General features: G+C 43.9%; 13 protein-coding genes. 6 read left to right on the forward strand and 7 right to left on the reverse strand.

Going from position 1 to position 15153, the window contains the following annotated elements:
* Positions 1-7: 7 nt before the first annotated feature.
* The 7 genes from astD to rpe all read right to left on the reverse strand — a co-directional run bounded on the left by astD (position 8) and on the right by rpe (position 7608).
* The gene (astD, locus tag QTP81_RS11645) at positions 8-1480 is read right to left on the reverse strand and encodes a succinylglutamate-semialdehyde dehydrogenase (protein WP_289365683.1); all 1473 of its coding nucleotides are present in this window, start codon (positions 1478-1480) and stop codon (positions 8-10) included.
* Positions 1480-2517, reverse strand: coding sequence for an arginine N-succinyltransferase (astA, locus tag QTP81_RS11650; RefSeq protein WP_289365684.1), 1038 nt, complete (start codon positions 2515-2517; stop codon positions 1480-1482). Before astA ends, astD begins: the two co-directional genes overlap by 1 nt.
* A gap of 23 nt (positions 2518-2540) precedes the next feature.
* Positions 2541-3764, reverse strand: a complete 1224-nt coding sequence (locus QTP81_RS11655; RefSeq protein WP_289365685.1) for an aspartate aminotransferase family protein — start codon at positions 3762-3764, stop codon at positions 2541-2543.
* 272 nt (positions 3765-4036) lie between these two features.
* Positions 4037-5218: an HDOD domain-containing protein gene (locus QTP81_RS11660; RefSeq protein WP_289365686.1), complete on the reverse strand. Its 1182-nt coding sequence runs from the start codon at positions 5216-5218 to the stop codon at positions 4037-4039.
* A gap of 48 nt (positions 5219-5266) precedes the next feature.
* Positions 5267-5884 (reverse strand): anthranilate synthase component II, encoded by a 618-nt coding sequence (locus tag QTP81_RS11665; RefSeq protein ID WP_289365687.1) that lies wholly within the window; start codon positions 5882-5884, stop codon positions 5267-5269.
* A gap of 5 nt (positions 5885-5889) precedes the next feature.
* On the reverse strand, positions 5890-6900 hold the full coding sequence (gene trpS / locus QTP81_RS11670) for a tryptophan--tRNA ligase (RefSeq protein WP_289365688.1): 1011 nt from the start codon (positions 6898-6900) through the stop codon (positions 5890-5892).
* Between the two features lie 27 nt (positions 6901-6927).
* Positions 6928-7608: a ribulose-phosphate 3-epimerase gene (rpe, locus tag QTP81_RS11675; protein ID WP_289365689.1), complete on the reverse strand. Its 681-nt coding sequence runs from the start codon at positions 7606-7608 to the stop codon at positions 6928-6930.
* A gap of 354 nt (positions 7609-7962) precedes the next feature.
* On the opposite strand from rpe, the gene QTP81_RS11680 reads away from it, so the two are divergent.
* The 6 genes from QTP81_RS11680 to QTP81_RS11705 all read left to right on the forward strand — a co-directional run bounded on the left by QTP81_RS11680 (position 7963) and on the right by QTP81_RS11705 (position 15057).
* A complete protein-coding gene (locus QTP81_RS11680; protein WP_289365690.1) occupies positions 7963-8604 on the forward strand; it encodes a TorF family putative porin in 642 nt (213 codons plus the stop codon).
* A 144-nt stretch (positions 8605-8748) separates the two neighbouring features.
* Positions 8749-9057, forward strand: coding sequence for a hypothetical protein (locus QTP81_RS11685; RefSeq protein WP_289365691.1), 309 nt, complete (start codon positions 8749-8751; stop codon positions 9055-9057).
* An 8-nt stretch (positions 9058-9065) separates the two neighbouring features.
* On the forward strand, positions 9066-9260 hold the full coding sequence (locus QTP81_RS11690) for a DUF2970 domain-containing protein (protein WP_289365693.1): 195 nt from the start codon (positions 9066-9068) through the stop codon (positions 9258-9260).
* Positions 9261-9433: 173 nt separating this feature from the next.
* The gene (locus QTP81_RS11695; RefSeq protein WP_289365695.1) at positions 9434-10612 is read left to right on the forward strand and encodes a cation:proton antiporter; all 1179 of its coding nucleotides are present in this window, start codon (positions 9434-9436) and stop codon (positions 10610-10612) included.
* 259 nt (positions 10613-10871) lie between these two features.
* Positions 10872-11519: a hypothetical protein gene (locus QTP81_RS11700; protein ID WP_289365696.1), complete on the forward strand. Its 648-nt coding sequence runs from the start codon at positions 10872-10874 to the stop codon at positions 11517-11519.
* Between the two features lie 268 nt (positions 11520-11787).
* The gene (locus QTP81_RS11705; RefSeq protein WP_289365697.1) at positions 11788-15057 is read left to right on the forward strand and encodes a WD40 domain-containing protein; all 3270 of its coding nucleotides are present in this window, start codon (positions 11788-11790) and stop codon (positions 15055-15057) included.
* The last annotated feature ends 96 nt before the right edge of the window (positions 15058-15153 follow it).

Raw genomic sequence — 15153 nt, forward strand, 5'->3', positions numbered from 1 at the left:
CCTATAGTTATAACGTCAAGCCAGGGCTTAGGCTGGCTGGCAAAGTGACTTGTTCAAGCTCTACCGAAGCAACGGGGTAGGCGCAATAATCCGCTGCATAGTAGGCGCTCGCACGGTGGTTGCCGCTATCGCCAATACCACCAAAGGGGGCAGCGCTAGAGGCACCGGTAATCGGACGGTTCCAGTTGACTATGCCTGCACGGATATGGGCGAGAAAATGCTCGTAATCGGCACGGCTATCAGCCAGCAATCCAGCGGATAAACCAAAGCTAGTATTGTTTGCTAGCGCGATAGCTGCATCGAAGTCATCGTAACGAATGACTTTTAGCAGCGGGCCAAAGTGCTCTTCATCGGGCATCTGTTCAGCAATGGCTGTGACATCGATAATACCCGGTGTAACAAAGCCTTTGTGAGCGTCTAATTGCTCAAGCTCTAACAATGAAGTAGCACCTTGTGCCTGCAGCGCTTGTTGCGCTGCAACCATTGAAGCTGCCGCCGAGGCTGAAATCATCGCACCCATAAACGGTTGCTCTTCGGCATCATAATCGCCAATCTCAATCGCTTTTGTGACATAGATCAAACGACTTAAAATTGCATCGCCTTGCTCTGTATTGGGTAAGAAAAGCTTCCGCGCACAAGTACAACGCTGGCCCGAAGTGATAAATGCAGATTGCACGATGTCGTGCACTGCAGCATCAATATCGGCAACGTCGCGTACGATTAACGGGTTATTACCACCCATTTCTAACGCTAAGATCTTGCCCGGGTGTCCAGCAAATTGCTCGTGTAATAACTTGCCCGTACGTGAGCTTCCAGTGAAAAATAAACCGTCAATGTTGGCGTGACTTGCTAGTGCCTTACCCGTTTCAACTTCGCCTTGAACAAGGTTAACGACACCTGCAGGGAGGCCCGCTTTTTCCCATAACTGTATAGTGTGTTCAGCCACTTTGGGTGTAAGGTCACTCGGTTTGAATACGACTGTATTACCGGCTAGTAGCGCAGGTACGATATGGCCATTGGGTAGGTGGCCAGGGAAATTATAAGGTCCGAATACCGCTACTACTCCATGCGGTTTATGACGAATAAACGCTTTACCCACGGGCATTGCGTTTTCAACCGTACCTGTGCGTTCCTGATAGGCTTTGACTGATATCGCCACTTTACCAATCATTGCACCTACTTCTGTTGCAGTTTCCCACAACGGTTTACCGGTTTCTTCTGCGATAGTTTGCGCGAGTGCTTGCTTATTTTCTGTCAATTGATCTTTGAACGCTTCAACCACAGCTAGGCGAGCCTCAAAAGTCATCTGTGACCAGGTAGCAAATGCTTTACGAGCAGCCTTAACGGCTAAGTCGACATCGCCAATGGAAGCGCTTACGCCTTGCCATATGACTTGATTCTTAGCCGGATCGATAGATTTAATCGCGTGGCCTTGGCCACTCATCCAATGGCCATCAATAAAGTGAGTTGCTTGTGTCATTAGTTGTCTCCTAAACGCACTGGTGCAAACCGAATCAAGTCTCCGGCTTGCACTTCCAACGCTGCCGCTGCGGCGGCGCTGATATACGCTTTTTGTTGTTCTTCATCGACGAAAACAGGGTTCACGACAGCGCGGAAATCAGTCACCGACGTGTTGATAATAAAACTATCAATAGCGTTTTCGTGTGTATCGTCGCTAATTTCAAGAGGTAAACGCCTGCTTGCCTGCGCGGTTCTGATATTTGATAGCTGCGCTTCAACAGTAGGACCTGCATCAAAAATATCCACATAGCCTCGGCAAGTGAAGCCTTCTTGTTCCAACAACTGAAGTGCGGGACGTGTTTTCTCGTGTACTTCGCCAATCACCGCTTGCGCCTCTGGAGAAAGCAAGTTGACGTAGATTGGGTACTTTGGCATCAACTCCGCAATGAAAACCTTATTGCCTATACCCGTAAGATAATCGGCGGTCGGGAAATCTAACGAGAAGAAGTGTTCTTCAAGCCATTGCCAAAATGGAGAACGTCCATTCTCATCGCTGACTCCGCGCATTTCTGCAATCACAATATCAGCAAAGCGCTCTTGGTGTTCTTGCATGAATAAGAAACGCACTTTAGACAAGAAACGTCCATTGCAGCCGCCTCGCGCCTCTTCGCGCAAGAACAGAGTGCAAATTTCAGTGACCCCAGAATAGTCATTGCAAAACGTCAGAATATCAACGGTATTGTGAATATTCAGTTCACGGGAGGCGTGGACAACTTTGCCGACATGGTAGTGATAGAAAGCATCATCAAGGCCAACGGCAGCTTCAATACCGGTAGTGCCCACAACGTTACCACTGTCTAGGTTTTCCATCACGAACAAATAGCTCTCTTTGCCCGGCTCGGTTACGCCATCAATGAATGATGCTTCAGAACGCTCAATTTTGCGACGCAACAAGCCTTCATTAACAGGTAATGAGGTAAAGCCAATACCTGACTCTTCCGCAATAGCGTGCAGTGCAGCGTAATCGCTTTGGCGAATAGGACGAATAATATTCATGATATGGTCCTGTTTTGCTGCTATTAAGCGGCAGAATCCTGCTCTGCGTTCACAACTTGTGCGACGGCTTTTTCAAAACGCGCCAAACCAAGCTCGATATCTTCATCAGGAATAACCAGTGAAGGTGCAAAACGTATAACATTAGCGCCCGCAACAAGACACATCAAATGATGTTCAGTTGCTGCCATCATGAAGTCACGTGCACGACCTTTGTATTTATCATTTAAAGCACAGCCAAGTAGCATACCTTGACCACGAATTTCGCTGAAGACATGATATTTTTCGTTGATTGCGTCTAAGTGCTTGCGGAACAAAGCTTCTTTTGCCAACACGCCTTGCATCACCTCTTCAGTGTTGACAATATCAAGTGCTTTTTCTGCAACCGCACAAGCAAGCGGATTACCACCGTATGTACTACCATGAGTACCTGGTTTTAAGCTTGCTGCAATCTCAGTTGTGGTTAACATCGCGCCGATAGGGAATCCGCCCCCCAATGATTTGGCTGTAGTTAGGATGTCTGGCGTTACACCCAGACCCATGTAAGCATACAGGTGGCCAGTTCTACCAACACCTGATTGAACCTCATCAAAGATCAATAGTGCGTTGTGCTTGTCGCATAGTTCTCTGACGCCTTTTACAAAGTCAGGATCTGGCACAATTATGCCGCCTTCACCCTGCAAAGGTTCCATCATTACGGCACAGGTTTTGTCAGAAATAAGCTTTTCGAAAGCAGCTAAATCATTGTAATCACAGTGATCAACAGCACCAGGCTTCGGACCGAAGCCATCTGAGTATGCTGCTTGGCCACCCACAGTTACAGTGAAGAATGTACGGCCGTGGAAACCTTGTTTGAACGAGATGATTTGATCTTTGCTCTCACCGTAGTGATCCAGCGCAAAACGACGAGCAAGCTTGAGCGCTGCTTCGTTGGCTTCGGCACCAGAATTGGCGAAATACACTCGATCAGCAAACGTCGCGTCGGTCAATTTCTTTGCCAAGCGAATCGATGGCTCATTGGTAAATACGTTGCTCAAGTGCCACAATTTCGCACCTTGTTCGTTTAAAACTTTTACCAACTCAGGGTGGCAGTGACCTAAAACATTCACGGCGATGCCGCCCGCAAAGTCAACGTACTCGTTTCCGTCTTGGTCCCAAACGCGAGAGCCTTCTCCACGAACGGGGATCATATTGGCAGGGTTGTAGTTGGGTACCATTACATCATTAAACATTTCACGAGTGACGTGCATAAATCTAACCTCTTCTTTGTAGGGCACAGGCGCGCTTGAAAATACCGCTGGTGTGCAAAAACTAGCCGCCTATTATGCCTAAAGATTCCAGATTTGTCTTGCCTGAAAAGGCTGAAGTCCTTGTAAATAAAGGCTTTATGCACCTATTTGCAATAAAACTGCATAACTATTTGGTACGTGAATGCTTTGTTGTTTAACAGTGACTGATGATGTCAGGGATAGATGCGGGTATGTCGTTTATTTGGTCTGCTGCATACTTATATACAAATTTTTTACTCGTATTCGTCTAAATCGGGTTTTAAATTTAACGGTAACTTGCTCAAGTCCAGTTTGTTGAGTTGGGCAATCTCAGAAGCTGGTATTTTAGATGTGCGCAAAACCACTTTGGCTTCGTCTGGCTCAATTAAACGTTGGGTTTTAAGCATCCTGAACTGTGCGTAGGTCCGCGCTTTTTCAACCAATATTGCCAATGGATCTTGTTCGCCAGGTGTTGGACCATTTGCTAGTGTTTTCGCCGATGGGTGAATGAATAGGCGCTTAAGGTGCATGTATTCTAAAGTTTCAGCGAGGGTCTTATCGGCATAGTCATTCCACAGAGCGATGAGGAAATTAGATGAAGGTTCGATTTGGGTTAACGCATCGTGTTGCTTGCGTTGCTTCTTGGCCTGAGCGACTTCCAATTCATGACGTTGCAGTCGTTCGAACAAGCGAAAGTATAATCGCGTAATAGCGTTTCGACCGATGCCTTGGAGTATGCCTAACACATAAGCATCATTGGCACGAACGCCTGCTGCAGGTGCCAGAAATCTTGCTGTCAATCCTGTATTCAATGCTTGTTGCCAGGCACGTGCTTTGATTTGTGGAAACGGGTCAGTGATTTGTGGGATGGTACGTCGGAAGATCAACGCGGGGATTAACAACTGCAAATTGTCGATATTAATAAAGCTTAATGCTGCACGTAATGTTTCTACTACGATAATGCGACCGCGAGAGTCTCGACGCCTGTTTTGCGGTGCATTCACGACCTTTAACAACTCTTCAAACAGCCACGGTACACGGGCAGCCAGAGGCTCTAAGCGGGCGATGGTGCAAGCTTTAACAGCCAGCAAATCCAGTAGGTCGGGCAACGCGTCATTTAGGTTTAGGGTGCGATGGTAAATACTCGTGTAGTCTTGTAGCTCAGTTTCTAAGTGCTTCAGCAAAGTACGGTGAAATTCATTGCGGACGCTATCGACGTAAGATTGATTAGTAATTTCGTCGATTTGTTTGTTTTCAATTGCCTGCTTTTCAACCTGCAATAACTCACGTCGCGCGAATCCTTGCTCAGAATCCTCATACTTGACGTAGCCAGGCAACTCACGCCCAGCCAAATCATTCGCTTTTGCTGTCGATACCATTAAGCATTCAAAGCGATGCTTCATAATGATGTATTGGTTATCGATATTCGTGGTCATATCGCAAGCAGCGGGCTCTGTTGTATTTTTTTAATCTGTAACAAGATCTTAGCGCAAGTCGCTGCGACTGTCATTGCCGTGTGTGTTATGGGTGAGAAAGTTCGACAAAATTTGATGACCAAATTCTGTCATCAGCGACTCTGGATGAAATTGCACACCAAAAAGCGGCAAAGTCTTGTGCTCGATTGCCATAATTTCGTAGCCGCTTTTATCTTTAGCTTCGCCGACCCAAGCAGTAACTTCAAACTCAGTCGCTAAAGACTCAGGGTCGATGACCAATGAGTGATAACGCGTTGCTTGAAATGGTGATGTTACGTTAGAGAATAAACAGCTGTCAGCATGATGGACAAGTGATGTTTTACCGTGCATCACCGTTTGAGCCTTAACGATGGATGCGCCGAAATGCTGAGCAATGGTTTGGTGACCGAGGCAAACGCCTAAGATAGGTATCTTGCCTTTGAATGTGGCAACTACGTCTAGACTAATGCCTGCCTCGTTGGGCGTACAAGGCCCGGGAGATAAAACGATAAACTCTGGCGCGAGTGCCGTTATTCCGGCAATGTCAATTTGGTCATGGCGCACAACTTCCACATGCTGGCCCAACTCAACAAAGTAGCGGGCCAAGTTGTGGGTAAATGAATCATAATTGTCGATTAACAGTAACACCGGCGTTATCTTGGTTTCGGCACAAACCCAACTGCGTTATATACCTGTTCTAACGTCTTAGCCGCGCGTTCGGAAGCGGTATCGGCACCAGCGCGCATAATGTCATCTAAGCTAGCGCGGTCATTGCGCAATTGTTCGTAGCGCGCTTGAATTGGTTCGACTAAAGCGACCACCGCATCAGCTACGTCACCTTTAAGGTGGCCATACATTTTGTCTTCGTACTGTGGTACCAAGTCATTAATGCTGGTGTTTGTCGCGCAAGATAACAGCGACAATAAGTTAGATACGCCGGGCTTCTCTTCAACGTCAAAGTATATGCGGGCTTGTTCATCAGAGTCAGTAACTGCGCGCTTAATTTTTTTGCTGAGTTTTTTAGGCTCCTCCAACAATCCAATAATATTGTTTGGATTGGTGTCTGATTTCGACATCTTCTTGGTTGGATCTTGCAAGCTCATTACACGGGCACCGTGCTGCGGGATATAGGGTTCAGGAAGCGTTAACACATCACCGTATAGATTATTGAATCGTGTTGCGATATCTCTAGTTAGCTCTAGGTGCTGCTTTTGGTCCTCGCCAACAGGGACTTCATTGGCTTGGTAAAGGAGAATGTCTGCCGCTTGCAGAACTGGATAACTATAAAGACCAACGTTGACGTTTTGACTGTGTTTTGACGACTTGTCTTTGAATTGCGTCATGCGATTCAGCTCACCCATTTGCGCATAGCAATTCAACACCCATGACAACTGCGCATGCTCGGGTACTTGTGACTGAATGAATATTGTACTTTTGGCAGGATCGATGCCACACGCGATGTATAATGCAAGTCCATCAAGACAAGCTTCATACAGGGCCTTTGGTTCCTGACGTACTGTAATTGCATGCAAATCTACTAGCATATAGAGACAATCATGACTGTCTTGCATCGCTACCCACTGGCGCAATGCTCCCATGTAATTGCCAATGGTTAATTGTCCGGACGGCTGGCAGCCACTCAATACTATAGGTTTGTTACTCATTAAGACGTCTCGTCGAGTTTGATTAAATTAGATCTGATTTATTAACGCTAACTGCTGACGCATCTCAGCGATCACTTTACTGTAGTCAGGTTGATTAAAAATTGCGGAACCGGCTACAAACATGTCTGCTCCGGCTTCTGCGATTTGGCGAATATTATCGACTTTTACGCCGCCGTCAATTTCAATTCTTGTATTTAGGCCTCGCTCAGTAATCATCTGTTTTGTTTGGCGAAGCTTTTCCAATGTTGATGGAATAAAGGCTTGGCCGCCAAATCCAGGATTTACTGACATGAGCAAAACGTGATGCAAATTCTCTAATGTGTAGTCTAAGGTCGACAAAGGCGTAGCCGGATTTAACACTAAACCGGGCTTACAACCACTATCGATAATAAGCTGAATACTGCGATCAACATGCTTAGAGGCTTCTGGGTGAAAACTAATATAGTCTGCACCAGCGTCGGTAAACGCACTGATCAGTTCATCCACTGGTTCAACCATGAGGTGTACGTCTAAAGGTGCTGTTACACCAAAATCACGCAGAGCTTTACAAACTATGGGGCCAAATGTGAGATTTGGAACATAGTGATTGTCCATCACGTCTACATGGACTACGTCAGCCCCAGCCTCGAGTACTTTCTTAACGTCGTCGCCCAGTGCAGCAAAGTTGGCAGAGAGGATGGATGGTGCGATCAGGTATGAGGGTTTCACTATGGCGTTCTTCAGTAAATTAAATGCAACATAAGTGAAGCATATCAAATCATCACTAACCCTTGATACAATTTATATTTAGCACTAAAGTGGTGCAGTTGAAGCCTAATAGTGCACGCTAGCCCTCTGGCCCTATATGTGTATATTTTTGAATTTAATAAAAAGGCTTTAAAAACAAGGATTTGTTAAATTTATGAAGTTGTAGTCAGTGGCAAAAAAACCGGCATTACTTTTGCGTGACATTGCACAGAATAATAACAAACACAATTTGACAGAATGGTTTGCGCGGATTTTTATACTGTGCAAATTGTACAACCAAGATTGAAAAAGAATATAAATCAACGGAGAACACACATGAAACTCAACAAACTAGCAGCACTTACTGCCCTTGCTCTTAGTTCAACGATGGCCAGTCAGGCTGCTTTCGCAGAATGGTCTGCTAACGCAGGTGTAATGTCTGACTACCACTTCCGTGGTATTCAACAGACTGAATCTGCATCAGCATACGCTGGCGTTGACTTCGAATCAGAAGAGGGTTTCTACGTAGGAACTTGGGGTGCAGAAGTTGAAGACGGCTTAGAAGTCGATTTGTATGCAGGCTATGGTACAGAGCTAGACAATGGTTTGGGCTTAAGCGTTGGCTTTACTACTTATCAGTATACAGGTGATTTCGACTCAGCATACAACGAGTTAAACTTCGGTTTGTCGTATGATTTTGTAAGCTTTGAATATAGCATCGGCGACTGGGATGGTGTTGTAGGTGATGAAGCGAACACTGAATCTAAATATGAATTCCTTGCTGTTACCTTAGAACACGAAGGTTTTTATGCGACTTTTGGTAAATGGGGCCGTGAATTCTCGGGTGAATACGGTGAATTCGGTTACGGTACTGAATACGAAGGTTTCGATCTAGGTGTTGCACTAGTGGTAAGTGGTAGCGAACTAGACGATAGCGAATCGTTGTACTTCACTATCGGTAAGACTTTCTCTCTTTAAGTCTAAGCCTCCTGAAAAAAGCACGGCTCCGGCCGTGTTTTTTGTTTTTTAAGACCAAAAAACAATAATTCTCGATAAGTTTCTTTTCCGTGGAACAATAAACGATTATACTTAGAACATTATTTGTACTATGAGGTCTTGCCTATGAACCGGAAGTCGTTTGGCAAACTAAGCATCGCGGCGACTGCATCAGCAGCGGCTATTGTTTTTGTGCTCCATACAGGATCCGTCGAATCGCAGTTAATGGAACAGTGCGAGATGGTCAAGGCACAATCTAATCACTCAGTGACTACCTGCCAAGTGTCAGCACAGGAAACTGTGAGTTGGTTTGATTGGATTGGTGGAAAATCGCAAAGCTACCAATTTCACTTCTTGGATTTGTTGGAACTGCTTTATTCAGACGATTCCGATAATGACGATTCGTTCCATTCTTCACCTACCAGTTCAATCTAAGTATATTGATGGCAGAAAATAAGCCTACACTGAAGCAGGTACTGTTCAGTGTGTTGGCGAGTTTTTTCGGTGTCCAAAGCCAATCCAACTATCAACGCGATTTTCAGACTCAAAGCGTGGTCCCCTACGTTGTTGTCGGTGTTGTAATGGTAGCAATACTGGTTATATCGCTAGCGTTATTGGTTAGCTGGTTAACACCTTAGAGCGATAACCTTTACTCGAAGTTACCGGATTTTTGAAAGTAACATTAAATCTGCGCGCAGTTTTGTTTATCGAATTTTATTGCGATAGATCATCCTACACTCAAGTTGCGATTGCGTTTTTTAATTAGGCTGTGCCTAAATAACGGCTATCCACTCTCACTTGCGAATTTAACATGGACATATCTGGCCAAGCATCGCTGTTTATTGCCGTTGGTGGTTTGCTATTGTTCAGCCTATTAGTTAATACCATTGGCCAACGCACAGCGCTACCTCGCGTTACCCTATTACTGTTGTTAGGAGTAGCTGTAGGAGAGCAGGGATTAAATATCCTTCCAGACTCTTTATCAACTCGCTTCGACATAATCGCTGACGTTGCACTGCTGATGGTTGGCTTTCTAATGGGCGGCAAGCTGACTATCAAAGAATTGCGAAGTAACGGTAGACATGTACTTTGGATATCCTTATGTGGCGCAATTGTTACTGCAATTGTTGTAACGCTTGTGTGCGTGCTAATTGGAGTGTCTCCTGTTGTTGCGTTGCTATTAGGAGCTATCGCTTCAGCGACCGCACCTGCAGCAATATACGATGTTATTCAAGAGTCACACTTTGCCGGTCCTTACACAGAGACTCTATTGGCAATCGTAGCGACCGATGATGCGTGGGCGCTACTCTTGTTCGGGCTCTGTATCGCGGTATCGTCCTTGTTGAATGGTCACGCGGCAGATGCCTCCGTGTATCGCGTTATGTGGGACATCGGTGGGGCGATTTTCTTAGGGCTCGCTATCGGATTACCGGCGTCCTACCTAACCGGTCGGATCAAACGAGGCCAACCCAGCTTGATAGAGGCTATGGGGTGCGTTTTACTATGTGGCGGTCTTGCTCAATACCTAGAAGTATCCTTTTTAATATCCGCGATGATTATGGGAGCTTGTATTACCAATCTAGCTCGACATCACGATTACCCTTTCCATGCTATCGAGGATATTGAGTGGCCTTTTATGGTGTTATTCTTCGTTTTGGCGGGCGCTTCAATCCAGCTTGATGGCTTAGCTAGTGTGGGTTTACTAGGTTTGGTCTATATATTAGCTCGCACGGCAGGGAAGTGGTTAGGCGCCTATGTCGGCGCAGTAATTAGCCAAGCCCCTTTAGTCACCAGGCATTGGCTTGGTATTGCACTATTACCTCAAGCAGGTGTGGGTATTGGTTTGGCACTTGCAGCGTCAAAATACTTTCCGGAGCATCAACATACGTTACTAACCATTATTGTTAGTACGACTGTTTTCTTCGAGTTAGCCGGTCCAATTCTAACTAAGCTGTCATTAAGTCGTGCCCGAGCACAGGGGCTAGCGTGATGTAAAGGCATCCATACATGGAAGGCGCCTTCACAACTGATAGTCAGCGCTTTTCTGAGCTGGGTTTTAAGCTCACTATCTTCGAGTTTTTAGCAGTTGCATAGTTCCTTTTGCCTCACATCATGCAGGATTTAGTGAAAGATTTGAAATTCTTAACAGGCGACTTAAAAGCTCTCTTTTGTTAAGCTCGACAGTGATAGACAATCATTCAACCATCAACATTTAATACCTTAGCTTGACGTTAAAAAGGAATTTTAAAGTGCAAAGATTCATGCTCATCACCAGTTTTTTATTTTCGGGATTCTGCTTAGCGATAGATGAGAGTCAAGAGCCTCCTCTAGAGTATATTTTAGAGATAGACGGTCATTCCCAGGCTCTACAGTTGGGAGAAACGGTTTCTATAAGCGGCTCATACGATAACCCTAAAGTTAAATTAAATGCATCAGCGACTAGAGCTTTTTCATATGGAAGTGTGTATTTCGAATACCCTGCGTCTTTCGTGTGGAAGGCTGACATAGACGGGATAAACGATCGATCTTGGGTTCTATCTGGGAACGATTGCAAGATAAGTTACTACATTCTTCCAGATGAAATCACTATAGAAGAATTTGCAAAAGCGGTTGCGGCTGAGTTTGGAGAGGGTGCAACCAGAATCACTGATATTCAGCGAAGCCTTGGAGAAAACAACTACAAGGGAAAGCTGTTATTCGTAAAAATTGCAGACGTTAACATCAATCTTGAAATGTATTCATTACAGACTGGAGATATATCTCGATTATTGGTTTTTCAGGACTCACCATCAGAGCATCGAGCAATTAGCCAGGAAACAGAAAATGCATTAAAGCTTATTGCGGAAAGCTTTGTTGATTTAGGACCAATGGGTGTGAGTGAAAAAGAAAGCTCTTAGAAGCCCAAGCTTGTATTAAGATTTAATGTTCGGAATGTACGTATAGCGGTCGTTCAGGTAATAAGAGAAGCCAATTGCAGAAAAGAATATCTAAGCTGACATTCACATTTTGGGTGAACTGAGTAGATGATTTTCAAAACTTGTTCTTGGCAGACATTCGTATGGTTGTAAAAAAAGAGTAAATACCACTTAGGTGCACGTTGGTATTTTACTTAATTTATGAATATCTACTACGCTTTACTTTTTCCAACTATGTAGCCAGTTAAAGATGAACCAAAACGAAAAAAAATACTACGCGTTTATCTCTTACAGGCATGCGGACAACATCGAATCTGGTCGTCAATGGGCGACTTGGCTTCACCAATCTATTGAGACTTATCAAGTACCAGAAGACTTGGTTGGAAAAACTAACAGCCGAGGAGAGACCATTCCTGAACGGATTTTCCCTGTATTTCGTGATGAAGAAGCCCTACCAGCTGATGCAGACCTTTCAAATGTCATAACAAGAGCGCTCGATAATACAAACTTTCTGATTGTTCTTTGTTCACCAAGAGCTAGAGCGTCTACTTTTGTTGCTGAAGAAATCCGCTACTTTAAGCGACTGGGACGTAGTGACAGAATAATTGCTGCAATGATAGATGGTGAGCCGAATACAAGCTTAGATGGAGGAAAAATAAAGCTGGGTTTCAAAGCGGAAGATGAATGTTTTCCAGAACCCCTGCAATTTGTATTTGATAAGGGGGGAAAGCAGACTACTGAAAGAACAGAGCCAGTAGCAGCTGATTTTAGGGTAACTTTAAATCATGTTGATGAACAAGGATGGACCACACCTCAAGCCTTGAAAGAGTACCTTGAGGACAGACAGTTCGATAAAGAGAGTATCACCCATATCGTCTCTAATTATGATAAGCAGCTGAAGTTGATGCTCCTAAAGGTTATTGCAGGAATCATCGGAGTCCCACTCGATGACCTTACACAACGTGATAAAACCTATCAATTGGAATTGGAAAAAAAGAGAGCAAAACGTCTCAGACAATGGTTAAGCGCAGTAGCTACATTGGCTGTCGTTGCGATTGCTGCAGGTATTTTTGCAAACGAACAAAGAGAACTTGCGATACAAGAAAGAAATCAAGCATTAACGACACAAAGCCTCTTTTTGGCAGATTTAGCACAGGAGCAGATTGCAAAGGGCAACTATGACACAGCATTACTGTTAGCCCTTAATGCTGTCCCCGGTGAGTATGGTGGGGTTAGACCATCTGTTATTGAGGCTGCAGAGGCGCTTTCGGTGGCCTCTCACTATCAAGACAAATTTGCGGTTCTGACCCAACGTGATGAAATTGAACGAGTAGCTTTAAGTGAAAATCAAGCTCTAATCGCTACTGCGAGTTTACGCCTAGAGGAAAGTGAAATATCAATTTGGTCAACAAAAACTGGTGAGCAAAGACACAGCATCAGGCTCACTATGGATAATTGGTCTGAACTTGCATTTAGTAAGTCTGGAAAGACATTGCTGGCTGACACAAACTTATACTCCGTGGAGACGGGGGAATTAATTACAGTGATACCCGTCGCATTTTCATATAGGCCCACGTTGAGTCCATGCAAGAGGTTTATAACAGGCGATTCTGAGGACGGTACAACGCTTTTTATTTGGTCTTCAGATACTGGAGAACTCTTGCATAGCCTCAATCATCAGACAAAAATTAAAGCTCTGAGCTTTAGCGAAGAAAGCGACACCCTTGCAACGTTTACAAGAGGTGGCACTTTCCATATATGGTCTTTGAACAATGGCCAAGAGTTACAATCCATTGAAAAGTTTTCCGAACCTTCTGAGATTTACAAATTTGGCATTAGCCAGTTCCTTCACTTTTCAATTAGCCCTGACGGACAACATTTATACATTCGGAATACAGATATAAGTTTACTATGGTCTTTAGATGATAACAGAGCTCTAAACACCATTTCAGACCAGTCTAAGTTTGAGGAGCTGACATCGTTCTTAACGACAGAGAAAGAAAAGCTATGGCTTTTCAATCAATGGTTACGTTCTTCGATAAACAACAAAGGAGTAAAATTACTAAAGAGCGACTATCATAAAGCACTTTTTATAAAAACCGATGCGGCAGTATCTGTTTTTGCAATTGATGGCACCCTTATAAAAAAAATTGAACCTGATGAACCAGTAATGGACTTTGGGCTGAGTCCAAATGGAAATATGCTGGTTACGACTTCTTCTAGTGGTGAAATCATTGTATGGGATGTGAAAACTTTTGAACCTCTACAGCATTTTAAATCAGATGTTCCTCTTTCATTTTTTTATGGTATTGATAATCCAATGGGGTTTGAGACTAGTTACTTCAGTTCAGATAATCAAAAAATTGCGACCATAAACAACGAAGGATCTGTGACTCTTTGGTCTATAGGCGGATCAAAGGTTTTCTCGCAAAAGAAACTCGATGGAACAGTTAAATCAGTAAACTTTGGATCAGGAAATAGTGTTCTCGCTGTAGCTTATGACTCCCGCTTTGTTGATTTATTCTCGATTAACAATGGAACGCTTTTGAATCGCATTGAATATATCCACAACAATGTGGGCTTCGCAATCGAAGTGTATGTAGATCCTAGTCAAAAATATATAGCGATTGAAAGCATGGGCTCGCTTGAAATTCGCTCTTTTGATAGTGGTGAGATTGTGCAACGTTTTTCTCTAGGATATAACAGCGGTATAACTGCTGTTAACTTTATAGAAGGTACTGAAAAAATTGCTATAAAAATGGATCGACGCAGTTACTTAGGCAATCAGTTCATAGATATTTGCTCAATTAAAAATGGTGATTGTACGCATCGTATCTCTGGCGAATTCGAGTATTCCGGTCAGTCATATTCGAAATTGATCGAACATGTGCTTTTTTCGAAAAACAATAAAAACGTGGCGATAGAATATGGTACTGATAAGCGTTTTGTAGTTGTGTATTCTGTAGAAAGCGGTTCAATTCGGCAATTATTCAAGGTGGACAATAACGTCAGACTCGTGTCGTTTAGTCCAGATGATAAATATGTCTTTTGGGACTCAGAAAGCGGCGACAGTGAGGTCTGGTCCATTGAATCCGGCAAAAAAATTCAATCTATGGAGGAAGTTGATGGTGAAGAGGTTTTATACAGGTTAGAAGCTGGAGGTCACTATTCAATGTTTAGCCAGAACAGCAAGTTTTTAATTTTGAGCCAAGAGAATAGCGTATTGGTAAAATCAATTTATACTCGTGGAACGTTATTGGAAATTGAAACTCCCGGACAAGTTCGTAAGGTAGTGCTCAGCTCTGATGATCAATTTATCGCGGTGGAGGACGAATTCACATTGTCTGTATATAAGATAAGTTACAATACTGATGCTCATCTTGTTAGGTCAAAATTACCTAAAAATAGAACTTGCCTATCCCCGAAAGAACGTGAAATTTTCTTCCTTCCGAAACTTTGCAAAACTCAGTGGGAGCTTAGAGATTGTGAACATTATATCACCCAGTCTGAAGAGTGCTGAGTTAAAAGCAAGGCGCTTCTGTAAATACCCCATATCTAACACAGTTACTTCGTAGAATATCTAGGCGGCATTTCTATACTCAATCGGTGTCATGTC

It is taken from the genome of Neoalteromonas arenosi (genome assembly GCF_030362855.1).
Lineage (GTDB): Bacteria > Pseudomonadota > Gammaproteobacteria > Enterobacterales > Alteromonadaceae > Alteromonas_E > Alteromonas_E arenosi.